Here is a 12,443-nt window from a genome sequence, read left to right on the forward strand (position 1 = left end):
CCATGGCTAGCATTCCAACCATTTCCTTCGACGCCATCATCATCGGTGGCGGCGGCGCCGGCATGCGCGCAGCGCTGCAACTGGCTCAAGGCGGCCACAAGACCGCCGTAGTCACCAAGGTCTTCCCGACCCGTTCGCACACTGTATCCGCCCAGGGCGGCATCACCTGCGCCATCGCTTCGGCCGACCCGAACGACGACTGGCGCTGGCACATGTACGATACCGTCAAGGGCTCCGACTACATCGGTGACCAGGACGCTATCGAATACATGTGTCAGGAAGGCCCGGCTGCGGTCTTCGAACTGGACCACATGGGTCTGCCGTTCTCGCGTACCGAAACCGGCCGTATCTACCAGCGTCCGTTCGGTGGCCAGTCCAAGGACTTCGGTAAAGGTGGCCAGGCCGCCCGTACCTGTGCCGCTTCCGACCGTACCGGTCACGCGCTGCTGCACACCCTGTACCAGGGCAACCTGAAAGCCGGTACCACCTTCCTCAACGAGTACTATGCCGTTGACCTGGTGAAGAACCAGGAAGGCGCTTTTGTCGGTGTGATCGCGATCTGCATCGAAACCGGCGAAACCATGTACATCAAGTCCAAGGCCACCGTTCTGGCCACTGGCGGTGCAGGCCGTATCTACGCCTCCACCACCAACGCCCTGATCAATACCGGTGACGGTATCGGCATGGCCCTGCGTGCCGGTGTACCGGTGCAGGACATCGAGATGTGGCAGTTCCACCCGACCGGCATCGCCGGCGCCGGTGTACTGGTCACCGAAGGTTGCCGCGGTGAAGGTGGTTACCTGATCAACGCCCACGGCGAGCGCTTCATGGAGCGTTACGCGCCGAACGCGAAAGACCTGGCCGGCCGCGACGTGGTTGCCCGTTCCATGGTCAAGGAAATCATCGCCGGCAACGGCGTGGGCCCGAACAAGGACCACGTACTGCTGAAGCTGGACCACCTGGGCGAGGAAGTGCTGCACAGCCGCCTGCCAGGTATCTGCGAACTGTCCAAGACCTTCGCCCACGTCGACCCTGTGGTCGCGCCGGTGCCGGTCGTTCCGACCTGCCACTACATGATGGGCGGCGTTGCCACCAACATTCATGGCCAGGCCATCACCATGGACGAAGAAGGCAAGGATCACATCATCCCTGGCTTGTTCGCAGTAGGTGAAGTGGCGTGCGTATCGGTTCACGGTGCCAACCGCCTGGGCGGCAACTCGCTGCTCGACCTGGTGGTGTTCGGCCGTGCTGCCGGCCTGCACCTGGAGAAGGCGCTGAGCGACGGCATCGAGCACCTCGACGCCAGCGACACCGACATCGATGTTGCCCTGAACCGCCTGAACAAGCTCAACGAGCGCTCCACTGGCGAAGACGTTGCCAGCCTCAAGCGCGAACTGCAGAGCTGCATGCAGAACTACTTCGGTGTATTCCGTACCGGCGAATACATGCAGAAGGGTATCGAGCAGTTGGCCGGCCTGCGTGACCGCATCGCCAACGTCAAGATCAACGACAAGTCCCAGGCCTTCAACACCGCGCGTATCGAAGCGCTGGAGCTGCAGAACCTGCTGGAAGTCGCCGAAGCTACCGCCATCGCGGCCGAAGCCCGTAAAGAGTCCCGCGGCGCTCACGCCCGTGAAGACTTCGAAGACCGTGACGACGAAAACTGGCTGTGCCACACCCTGTACTACCCGGGTGAGAAGCGCGTTGCCAAGCGTGGCGTCAACTTTGCGCCGAAGACCGTACCGGCCTTCGAACCAAAAATCCGGACTTACTAAGGGTGGCTGCTATGTTGAAAGTCGAAGTTTATCGCTACAACCCCGACACCGACTCGGCGCCCAAGATGGAGTCGTTCGACGTCGATACCGGCGGCAAGGACCTGATGGTTCTCGATGTGTTGGCACTGATCAAGGAAAAGGACGAGGGTTTCTCGTACCGTCGCTCCTGCCGTGAAGGTGTGTGCGGTTCCGATGGCATGAACATGAACGGCAAGAACGGTCTGGCCTGCATCACCCCGCTGTCGGGTGTGGTCAAGGGCAACAAGCTGATTCTGCGCCCGCTGCCAGGCCTGCCGGTCATTCGTGACCTGGTGGTCGACATGAGCATCTTCTACAAGCAGTACGAGAAGGTGAAGCCGTTCCTGCAGAACGACACCCCGGCGCCGGCCATCGAGCGCCTGCAGTCGCCGGAAGACCGCGACAAGCTGGACGGTCTGTACGAGTGCATCCTGTGCGCTTGCTGCTCGACTTCCTGCCCGTCGTTCTGGTGGAACCCGGACAAGTTCCTGGGTCCGGCCGCTCTGCTGCAGGCTTACCGCTTCCTGGCCGACAGCCGCGACACCAAGACTCAGGAGCGCCTGGCGTCCCTGGATGACCCGTTCAGCGTATTCCGCTGCCGCGGGATCATGAACTGCGTAAACGTTTGCCCGAAAGGTCTGAACCCGACCAAGGCAATCGGTCACGTACGTAACATGCTGCTGCAAAGCGGCACCTGATACAAAGTGTTGTACCTGCAGTAAGCCGAGGTGCGGGTGGTGAGCCCGCACTGAGGTAAAACCCGAGCAAGGGCCCACAAAGCCCGCGCTCATTACCTATGAAGATATGAGACCAGCAGGGGCTTTCCGGGCTGGTACCCGGAAAATCAGCAGGATCCAAGTGGCGTGGTTCAGTCGCTTTATTCGGACTTTTCCAGGTTTGCTGTGGCTCTCGCCGATCAGTCCCCTAATCGAGGGTGACCAAGCATGCAAGAAAGCGTGATGCAGCGCATGTGGGAAAGCGCCCACCTCTCAGGTGGTAACGCTGCATATGTGGAAGAGCTCTACGAGCTCTACCTGCACGACCCTAACGCTGTGCCAGAAGAGTGGCGCACCTACTTCCAGAAGTTGCCCGCCGACGGCAGCACCGCTACCGATGTATCGCACTCGACAATCCGCGACCATTTCGTACTGCTGGCAAAGAACCAGCGCCGCGCCCAACCGGTATCTGCCGGGAGCGTGAGCAGTGAACACGAGAAGAAGCAGGTTGAAGTTCTGCGACTGATCCAGGCCTATCGTATGCGCGGCCATCAGGCTGCCAAGCTCGACCCGTTGGGGTTGTGGCAGCGCCCTGCGCCCGTAGACCTGTCGATCAATCACTACGGCTTGACCAATGCCGATCTTGATACGACCTTCCGTGCCGGCGACCTGTTCATCGGCAAAGAGGAGGCGAGCCTACGCGACATCGTCGATGCACTCCAGAAGACATATTGTCGCACCATTGGCGCCGAATTTACCCACATCGTCGACTCCGAGCAGCGCAGCTGGTTCCAGCAGCGCCTCGAAAGCGTGCGCGGCCGTCCGGAGTTTTCCGCCGACGTGCAGACCCACCTGCTCGAGCGCGTGACCGCCGGTGAGGGCCTTGAGAAGTACCTGGGCACCAAGTACCCAGGCACCAAGCGCTTCGGCCTTGAAGGTGGCGAGAGCCTGATCCCGATGCTGGACGAAATGATCCAGCGTTGCGGCTCCTACGGCACCAAGGAAGTCGTCATCGGCATGGCCCACCGGGGCCGTCTGAACGTGCTGGTGAACACCTTCGGCAAGAACCCGCGCGAGCTGTTCGACGAGTTCGAAGGCAAGAAGATGAACGAGCTGGGCTCCGGTGACGTGAAGTATCACCAGGGCTTCTCCTCGAACGTGATGACCACCGGTGGCGAAGTGCACCTGGCCATGGCGTTCAACCCGTCCCACCTGGAAATCGTTTCGCCAGTGGTCGAGGGTTCGGTGCGCGCCCGTCAGGACCGCCGCAACGACACCGTTGGCGACAAGGTGCTGCCGATCTCGATCCACGGCGACGCTGCGTTCGCTGGCCAGGGCGTGGTCATGGAAACCTTCCAGATGTCGCAGACCCGCGGTTTCAAGACCGGCGGTACCGTGCACATCGTGATCAACAACCAGGTCGGTTTCACCATCAGCAACCCGCTGGACGCGCGCTCCACCGAGTACGCCACCGACGTTGCCAAGATGATCCAGGCGCCGATCCTGCACGTCAACGGCGATGACCCGGAAGCCGTGCTGTTCGTGACCCAGCTGGCCATCGATTACCGCATGCAGTTCAAGCGTGACGTGGTCATCGACCTGGTCTGCTACCGTCGTCGCGGCCACAACGAGGCTGACGAGCCGAACGGCACCCAGCCCCTGATGTACCAGCAGATCAGCAAGCAGCGCACCACCCGTGAACTGTATGCCGAGGCACTGATCAAGGCCGGGCGCATCGACGCCGACCGCGCCCAGGCCAAGATCGACGAGTACCGCAACGCGCTGGACAATGGCCTGCACGTTGTAAAAAGCCTGGTCAAGGAGCCGAACCGCGAGCTGTTCGTCGACTGGCGTCCGTACCTGGGCCATGCCTGGACCGCGCGTCACGACACCCGCTTCGACCTCAAGACCCTGCAGGACCTGTCGGCCAAGCTGCTCGAGCTGCCTGAAGGCTTTGTCGTCCAGCGCCAGGTATCGAAGATCTACGAAGACCGTCAGAAGATGCAGGCCGGTGGCTTGCCGATCAACTGGGGTTATGCAGAGACCATGGCCTACGCCACCCTGCAGTTCGAAGGTCACCCGATCCGCATGACCGGCCAGGACATCGGCCGTGGCACCTTCTCGCACCGCCATGCGGTATTGCACAACCAGAAGGACGCCAGCACCTATATTCCGTTGCAGAACCTGTTCCCGGGCCAGCCACGTTTCGACCTGTACGATTCGTTCCTGTCCGAGGAAGCGGTACTGGCCTTCGAATACGGCTACTCGACCACCACGCCGAACGCGCTGGTGATCTGGGAAGCCCAGTTCGGTGACTTCGCCAACGGTGCGCAAGTGGTGATCGACCAGTTCATCACCAGCGGCGAGCACAAATGGGGCCGCCTGTGCGGTCTGACCATGCTGCTGCCACACGGTTATGAAGGTCAGGGCCCGGAGCACTCCTCTGCGCGTCTGGAGCGTTACCTGCAGCTGTGCGCCGAGCACAACATCCAGGTGTGCGTACCGACCACCCCGGCACAGATCTACCACCTGCTGCGTCGCCAGGTGATCCGCCCGCTGCGCAAGCCGCTGGTGGTGCTGACGCCGAAGTCGCTGCTGCGCCACAAGCTGGCCATCTCGACCCTGGAAGACCTGGCCGAAGGCTCGTTCCAGACCGTGATCCCGGAAATCGACGCGATCGATCCGGCCAAGGTCGAGCGCCTGGTGCTGTGCAGTGGCAAGGTCTACTACGACCTGCTGGAAAAACGCCGTGCCGAAGGCCGCGAAGACATCGCCATCCTGCGTCTCGAGCAGCTGTACCCGTTCCCGGAGGACGACCTGGTCGAAATCCTGGGTCAATACAGCAACCTCAAGCACGCCGTATGGTGCCAGGAAGAGCCGATGAACCAGGGCGCCTGGTACAGCAGCCAGCACCACATGCGCCGTATCCTGGGCCGCCACAACAAGGCACTGGTCCTGGAATACGCCGGCCGCGACGCTTCTGCCGCGCCAGCCTGTGGTTACGCTTCGAAGCACGCCGAACAGCAGGAAAAACTGCTGCAAGACGCCTTCACTGTCTAACACCTTCGCGCACCTGAAACCGAATTTAAGGAAACACAGATAATGGCTATCGAGATCAAAGCCCCAACCTTCCCGGAATCGGTTGCCGATGGCACCGTTGCCACCTGGCACAAGAAGCCGGGCGAAGCCGTCAAGCGTGACGAGCTGATCGTCGACATCGAGACCGACAAGGTCGTCCTGGAAGTACTGGCTACCGCTGATGGCGTGATGGGCGACATCGTCAAGGGCGAGGGCGATACCGTCCTGTCCGACGAAGTACTGGGTTCGATCGTTGAAGGCGCTGCCGCTGCTGCTGCCCCAGCTGCTGCCCCGGCCGCTGCTGCCCCGGCTGGCGCTGCTGCCGACGCTGGCGAAGACGACCCGGTTGCCGCCCCGGCCGCGCGCAAGCTGGCTGAAGAAAACGGCATCGACCTGGCTACCGTGGCCGGCACCGGCAAAGGTGGTCGCATCACCAAGGAAGACGTGGTTGCTGCAGTCGCCAACAAGAAGTCCGCGCCTGCCGCGGCTCCTGCTGCCAAGCCTGCCGCTGCCGCTGCAGCCCCGGTTGTGACCGCCGCTGGCGACCGCACCGAGAAGCGCGTGCCAATGACCCGCCTGCGCGCCAAGATCGCCGAGCGCCTGGTCGAAGCCCAGTCGAACATGGCCATGCTGACCACCTTCAACGAAGTCGACATGACCGAAGTCATGGCCCTGCGTTCGAAGTACAAGGACCTGTTCGAGAAGACCCACAACGGCGTGCGCCTGGGCTTCATGTCGTTCTTCGTCAAGGCCGCCACCGAAGCGCTGAAGCGTTTCCCGGCAGTCAACGCCTCGATCGACGGCAACGACATTGTCTACCACGGCTTCGCCGACGTCGGCGTTGCCGTATCCAGCGACCGTGGCCTGGTGGTACCGGTACTGCGTAACGCCGAGTCGATGAGCCTGGCTGAAATCGAGAACGGCATCGCCACCTTCGGCAAGAAGGCCCGTGACGGCAAGCTGTCGATCGAGGAAATGACCGGCGGCACCTTCACCATCACCAACGGTGGTACCTTCGGTTCGATGATGTCGACCCCGATCGTCAACCCGCCGCAGGCCGCCATTCTCGGCATGCACAACATCATCCAGCGCCCGATGGCCATCAATGGCCAGGTCGTGATCCGTCCGATGATGTACCTGGCGCTGTCGTACGATCACCGCCTGATCGACGGCAAGGAAGCGGTAACCTTCCTGGTCACCATCAAGAACCTGCTGGAAGATCCGTCTCGCCTGCTGCTGGACATCTAATCAAACAGCCACAAGTTGCAAGCTGCAAGCTTCAAGTAGAAGCGTGTAGGCTTGCAGCTTTTGGCTTGTAGCTTGTTGCTGATAAGGAATCTTTTATGACCCAGAAATTCGACGTAGTGGTGATTGGTGCAGGTCCTGGCGGCTATGTAGCTGCCATCAAGGCCGCCCAACTTGGTCTGAAGACTGCCTGTATCGAAAAATACACCGACGGCGAGGGCAAGCTGGCCCTGGGCGGCACCTGCCTTAACGTAGGTTGCATCCCGTCCAAGGCGCTGCTGGACAGCTCCTGGAAGTACAAGGAAGCCAAAGAGAGCTTCAATGTGCACGGTATCTCCACTGGCGAAGTGAAGATGGACGTGGCCGCGATGGTTGGCCGCAAGGCTGGCATCGTCAAGAACCTGACCGGCGGCGTTGCCACCCTGTTCAAGGCCAATGGCGTTACTTCGATCCAGGGCCACGGCAAACTGCTGGCCGGCAAGAAAGTCGAAGTGACCAAGGCTGACGGCACCACCGAAGTCATCGAAGCCGAAAACGTGATCCTGGCTTCCGGCTCGCGTCCGATCGACATTCCGCCGGCTCCGGTCGACCAGAACGTCATCGTCGACTCCACCGGCGCCCTGGAATTCCAGACCGTACCGAAGCGCCTGGGCGTTATCGGCGCCGGCGTCATCGGCCTGGAGCTGGGCTCGGTGTGGGCTCGCCTGGGTGCTGAAGTCACCGTCCTGGAAGCCCTGGACACCTTCCTGATGGCTGCCGACACCGCCGTGTCGAAAGAAGCCCAGAAGACCCTGACCAAGCAAGGCCTGGACATCAAGCTGGGTGCGCGCGTCACCGGCTCGAAAGTCAACGGCGACGAAGTCGAAGTCACCTACACCAACGCCGAAGGCGAGCAGAAGATTACCTTCGACAAGCTGATCGTTGCGGTCGGCCGTCGCCCGGTGACCACCGACCTGCTGGCTTCGGACAGCGGCGTGACCATCGATGAGCGTGGCTACATCTTCGTCGACGATCACTGCGCCACCAGCGTGCCGGGCGTGTTCGCCATCGGTGACGTGGTACGCGGCATGATGCTGGCCCACAAGGCCTCGGAAGAGGGCATCATGGTGGTTGAGCGCATCAAGGGCCACAAGGCCCAGATGAACTACGACCTGATCCCTTCGGTTATCTACACCCACCCGGAAATCGCATGGGTCGGCAAGACCGAACAGTCCTTGAAGGCCGAGGGTGTTGAGGTTAACGTAGGCACCTTCCCGTTCGCTGCCAGCGGCCGTGCGATGGCGGCCAACGACACCGGTGGTTTCGTCAAGGTCATCGCCGATGCCAAGACTGACCGCGTTCTGGGTGTACACGTGATTGGCCCATCGGCTGCCGAACTGGTGCAGCAGGGCGCAATCGCAATGGAATTCGGCACCAGTGCCGAGGACCTGGGCATGATGGTCTTCAGCCATCCAACCCTGTCCGAAGCGTTGCATGAAGCAGCGCTGGCGGTGAATGGCGGCGCCATTCACGTGGCCAACCGTAAGAAGCGTTAATTATAAGAAACCACGGCGGGCTGCCCGTCGTGAGTCTTGCGTGCATGACTCACCGCGGAAAGTCCGCCGGACCGGATCACACGGGAAAACCCGGGGTCAACGGTCACAGGTGGTGCGGCGCCAGTAATGGCGCAGCGCCGAAGCGCAGTACCTAACGAAGACGGTAAAAAGCATGAATCTTCACGAGTATCAGGGTAAGCAGCTGTTCGCTGAATACGGCCTGCCAGTTTCCAAGGGTTTCGCAGTCGACACCCCTGAAGCTGCAGCAGAAGCCTGCGACAAGATCGGCGGGAACGAGTGGGTTGTCAAAGCCCAGGTTCACGCAGGTGGTCGCGGCAAGGCGGGCGGCGTCAAGCTGGTTCGCAGCAAGGAAGACGCCAAGGCGTTCGCTGCGCAATGGTTGGGCAAGCGCCTGGTAACCTACCAGACCGACGCCAACGGTCAGCCAGTGACCAAGATCCTGGTCGAATCCTGCACTGACATCGCCAAAGAGCTGTACCTGGGCGCTGTAGTCGATCGCTCGAGCCGCCGTATCGTGTTCATGGCCTCCACCGAAGGTGGCGTGGACATCGAGAAAGTCGCTCACGAAACTCCTGAGAAGATCATCAAGGCTACTATCGATCCACTGGTCGGCGCTCAGCCGTTCCAGGGTCGTGAACTGGCATTCCAGCTGGGTCTGGAAGGCAAGCAGGTTGCACAGTTCGCCAAGATTTTCGTAGGCCTGGCCAAGCTGTTCAAAGAACACGACCTCGCCCTGCTCGAAGTCAACCCGCTGGTCATCAAGGCCGACGGCGACCTGCACTGCCTGGATGCGAAGATCAACATCGACGCAAACGCCATGTACCGTCAGCCCAAGCTGAAAACCTTCCACGACCCGTCGCAGGACGATCCTCGTGAAGCCCACGCTGCCAGCTTCGAGCTGAACTACGTGGCGCTGGAAGGCAACATCGGCTGCATGGTCAACGGTGCCGGCCTGGCCATGGGTACCATGGACATCGTCAACCTGCATGGCGGCAAGCCAGCCAACTTCCTCGACGTTGGCGGTGGTGCTACCAAAGAGCGCGTTACCGAAGCGTTCAAGATCATTCTGTCCGACAGCAATGTCGCGGCCGTTCTGGTCAACATCTTCGGCGGCATCGTTCGCTGCGACATGATTGCCGAAGGCATCATCGGTGCAGTGAAAGAAGTCGGCGTGAAAGTTCCGGTCGTCGTTCGCCTTGAAGGCAACAACGCCGAACTGGGCGCAAAAGTACTGGCAGAAAGCGGTTTGAACATCATTGCGGCAACCAGCCTGACCGACGCTGCTCAACAAGTTGTCAAAGCTGCGGAGGGCAAGTAATGAGCGTCCTGATCAATAAAGACACCAAAGTCATCTGCCAGGGCTTCACCGGCTCGCAAGGTACTTTCCACTCCGAACAGGCCATCGCCTACGGCACCAAGATGGTCGGCGGCGTAACCCCAGGCAAGGGTGGCAGCACCCACCTGGGCCTGCCGGTGTTCAACACCGTCAAGGAAGCCGTGGAAGCTACCGGCGCTGACGCTTCGGTCATCTACGTACCGGCTCCGTTCTGCAAGGACTCGATCCTGGAAGCGGCCTTCGGCGGCATCAAGCTGATCGTCTGCATCACCGAAGGCATTCCTACCCTGGACATGCTGGATGCCAAGGTCAAGTGCGACGAGCTGGGCGTGACCCTGATCGGCCCTAACTGCCCAGGTGTCATCACCCCGGGCGAGTGCAAGATCGGCATCATGCCAGGCCACATCCACTTGCCAGGCAAGGTCGGTATCGTTTCGCGTTCCGGCACCCTGACCTACGAAGCTGTGAAGCAGACCACCGACGCCGGCTTCGGCCAGTCGACCTGCGTCGGCATCGGCGGTGACCCGATCCCGGGCTCCAACTTCATCGACATCCTGAAGCTGTTCCAGGAAGACCCGAAGACCGAAGCGATCGTCATGATCGGCGAGATCGGCGGTTCGGCTGAAGAAGAAGCTGCGGCCTACATCAAGGCCCACGTCACCAAGCCTGTGGTTTCCTATATCGCTGGTGTTACCGCACCTGCGGGCAAGCGCATGGGCCACGCCGGCGCCATCATCTCCGGCGGCAAGGGCACTGCGGACGAGAAGTTCGCCGCCCTGCAGGACGCGGGTGTGAAGACCGTGCGTTCCCTGGCTGACATCGGCAAGGCCCTGGCCGAGCTGACTGGCTGGGAAGCCAAGAAGTAATACTGCTACACCCCCCACGCGCACAGAGGCCACCTTCGGGTGGCCTCTGTCGTTTTTGGGTTCGTGAAATTCAGCACCGGCCCCTTCGCGGGTAAACCCGCGCCCACAGGTAGCGTACAGTCCTTTAGGTTTGTGATTTCCCTGTGGGAGCGGGTTTACCTGCGAAGAGGCCGGTGCAGACAACATGGAATTTTCGATTGCCTGGATAGGAATTTTCATACAGACGAATGTTTCAATCCGAGGATAATTCCCACTGTTGACGGTCGCGCAGACGACAAACATGTACGCACATCGGACAAGCAGCACTGTGCCAGTGCGTTTGACTGACAAAACAGTTACATTACGTGTTCACTCTGTGCCCGTACCCCAAAAGGGAACGACACGCTAAACGGGTCTGGCCTATCAAGCCGGGCAGCATTTCCCCTCATCCAATGGGAAATCCCCTCTCGAATCCCGATTTCAGCAGTGTGGTACTACCTTAAATGAAAGTTCTCAAAGGCCAGGATATCCTGGCGCTTGGCTTTATGACGTTTGCGCTTTTCGTAGGCGCTGGCAACATCATCTTCCCGCCTATCGTCGGTCTGCAGTCTGGCCCGCACGTGTGGATGGCCGCCCTCGGCTTCCTGGTTACCGCGGTGGGCCTGCCGGTCATCACCGTGGTCGCCCTGGCCAAGGTCGGCGGTGGCATGGATGCCCTGAGCAGCCCGATCGGCAAGTTCTTCGGCGGCTTGCTGGCAGCCGTGTGCTACCTGTCGGTCGGCCCCCTGTTTGCCACCCCGCGTACCGCGACCGTGTCGTTCGAAGTAGGTGTGGCCCCGCTGACCGGTGAAAGCCCGCTGGCGTTGTTCATCTACAGCCTGGTGTACTTTATCGTGGTGCTGGCAGTGTCCATGTATCCGGGCAAACTGCTCGATACCGTGGGCCGCTTCCTGGCACCGTTGAAGATCATTGCCCTGGCCGTATTGGGTATTGCAGCTTTTGCGCTGCCAGCCGGGACCATTGGTGAAGCGCAGCCTGCCTACGCCGCCGCCGCGTTCTCCAAAGGCTTTTCCGACGGTTACCTGACCATGGATACCCTGGGTGCCTTGGTGTTCGGCATCGTCATCGTCAACGCCATTCGCTCGCGCGGTGTCGAGTCGCCGAAGCTGATTACCCGCTACGCCATCATCGCCGGCCTGATCGCCGGTGTCGGCCTGGCCCTGGTGTACATCAGCCTGTTCCGCCTGGGCGCCACCAGCCACGATATCGCGGCGGACGCTACCAACGGTGCGGCGGTCCTGCATGCCTACGTGCAGCATACCTTCGGCTCGCTGGGCAGTGGCTTCCTGGCCGTGCTGATCGCGCTGGCCTGCCTGGTGACTGCGGTTGGCCTGACCTGCGCCTGCGCCGAGTACTTCAGCCAGATCCTGCCGCTGTCGTACCGCGCACTGGTGGTGATCCTTGCCGGCTTCTCGCTGCTGATCTCCAACCTGGGCCTGACCAAGCTGATCATGTTCTCGATCCCGGTGCTCACCGCCATCTACCCACCGTGCATCGTGGTGGTCGGCCTGAGCTTCGTGAAGGACCTGTGGAACTCGCCGACCCGCATCCTGGCCCCGGTAATGCTGGTATCGCTGGTGTTTGGCATGGTCGACGCGATCAAGGGCAGCAGCATTGCCCATGTGCTGCCGGACTTCCTGGCGCACCTGCCATTGAGCGATGCGGGCATGGCCTGGCTGGTGCCTTCGGTGGTGACCCTGGTGGGTGCCGTCGCCTGCGACCGCATGCTCGGCAAGCCGCGCGAGGCGCTGGCCTGATAGGCGAAGCCTGAGGGCGGCACCGGCCACAAGCCGAAAGGTGCGCGCCAAGGGTGG

The 12,443-nt window shown here is 61.2% G+C and carries 8 protein-coding genes; all 8 read left to right on the forward strand.

Annotation, left to right across the window (positions count from 1 at the left end):
• Window positions 1-2 precede the first annotated feature (2 nt).
• Window positions 3-1,775 carry a succinate dehydrogenase flavoprotein subunit gene (gene sdhA, locus AC5O5R_RS08415; RefSeq protein WP_172287553.1) on the forward strand — a complete coding sequence of 591 codons (1,773 nt, stop codon included), beginning with the start codon at window positions 3-5 and terminating at the stop codon, window positions 1,773-1,775.
• Between the two features lie 11 nt (window positions 1,776-1,786).
• Window positions 1,787-2,491 carry a succinate dehydrogenase iron-sulfur subunit gene (locus AC5O5R_RS08420; RefSeq protein ID WP_172231853.1) on the forward strand — a complete coding sequence of 235 codons (705 nt, stop codon included), beginning with the start codon at window positions 1,787-1,789 and terminating at the stop codon, window positions 2,489-2,491.
• A 246-nt stretch (window positions 2,492-2,737) separates the two neighbouring features.
• Window positions 2,738-5,569, forward strand: coding sequence for a 2-oxoglutarate dehydrogenase E1 component (locus tag AC5O5R_RS08425; protein WP_172231856.1), 2,832 nt, complete (start codon window positions 2,738-2,740; stop codon window positions 5,567-5,569).
• Window positions 5,570-5,611: 42 nt separating this feature from the next.
• Window positions 5,612-6,835, forward strand: coding sequence for a 2-oxoglutarate dehydrogenase complex dihydrolipoyllysine-residue succinyltransferase (odhB, locus tag AC5O5R_RS08430; protein WP_172287555.1), 1,224 nt, complete (start codon window positions 5,612-5,614; stop codon window positions 6,833-6,835).
• A gap of 95 nt (window positions 6,836-6,930) precedes the next feature.
• On the forward strand, window positions 6,931-8,367 hold the full coding sequence (gene lpdA / locus AC5O5R_RS08435) for a dihydrolipoyl dehydrogenase (protein ID WP_172230025.1): 1,437 nt from the start codon (window positions 6,931-6,933) through the stop codon (window positions 8,365-8,367).
• A 172-nt stretch (window positions 8,368-8,539) separates the two neighbouring features.
• On the forward strand, window positions 8,540-9,706 hold the full coding sequence (gene sucC, locus AC5O5R_RS08440) for an ADP-forming succinate--CoA ligase subunit beta (RefSeq protein WP_172230028.1): 1,167 nt from the start codon (window positions 8,540-8,542) through the stop codon (window positions 9,704-9,706).
• Window positions 9,706-10,590, forward strand: a complete 885-nt coding sequence (gene sucD, locus AC5O5R_RS08445) for a succinate--CoA ligase subunit alpha (protein ID WP_172230032.1) — start codon at window positions 9,706-9,708, stop codon at window positions 10,588-10,590. The genes sucC and sucD overlap by 1 nt, the downstream gene beginning before the upstream one ends.
• Window positions 10,591-11,072: 482 nt before the next feature.
• Window positions 11,073-12,386 carry a branched-chain amino acid transport system II carrier protein gene (gene brnQ, locus AC5O5R_RS08450; RefSeq protein WP_172230035.1) on the forward strand — a complete coding sequence of 438 codons (1,314 nt, stop codon included), beginning with the start codon at window positions 11,073-11,075 and terminating at the stop codon, window positions 12,384-12,386.
• Window positions 12,387-12,443 lie beyond the last annotated feature (57 nt).

The organism is Pseudomonas sp. 8_5_2 (assembly GCF_059295255.1).

What these genes read in the sequence shown, in the direction of transcription:
- sdhA (WP_172287553.1), top strand. Translation starts at nt 3, where the DNA reads ATGGCTAGCATTCCAACCATTTCCTTCGACGCCATCATCATCGGTGGC.
- AC5O5R_RS08420 (WP_172231853.1), top strand. Translation starts at nt 1,787, where the DNA reads ATGTTGAAAGTCGAAGTTTATCGCTACAACCCCGACACCGACTCGGCG.
- AC5O5R_RS08425 (WP_172231856.1), top strand. Translation starts at nt 2,738, where the DNA reads ATGCAAGAAAGCGTGATGCAGCGCATGTGGGAAAGCGCCCACCTCTCA.
- odhB (WP_172287555.1), top strand. Translation starts at nt 5,612, where the DNA reads ATGGCTATCGAGATCAAAGCCCCAACCTTCCCGGAATCGGTTGCCGAT.
- lpdA (WP_172230025.1), top strand. Translation starts at nt 6,931, where the DNA reads ATGACCCAGAAATTCGACGTAGTGGTGATTGGTGCAGGTCCTGGCGGC.
- sucC (WP_172230028.1), top strand. Translation starts at nt 8,540, where the DNA reads ATGAATCTTCACGAGTATCAGGGTAAGCAGCTGTTCGCTGAATACGGC.
- sucD (WP_172230032.1), top strand. Translation starts at nt 9,706, where the DNA reads ATGAGCGTCCTGATCAATAAAGACACCAAAGTCATCTGCCAGGGCTTC.
- brnQ (WP_172230035.1), top strand. Translation starts at nt 11,073, where the DNA reads ATGAAAGTTCTCAAAGGCCAGGATATCCTGGCGCTTGGCTTTATGACG.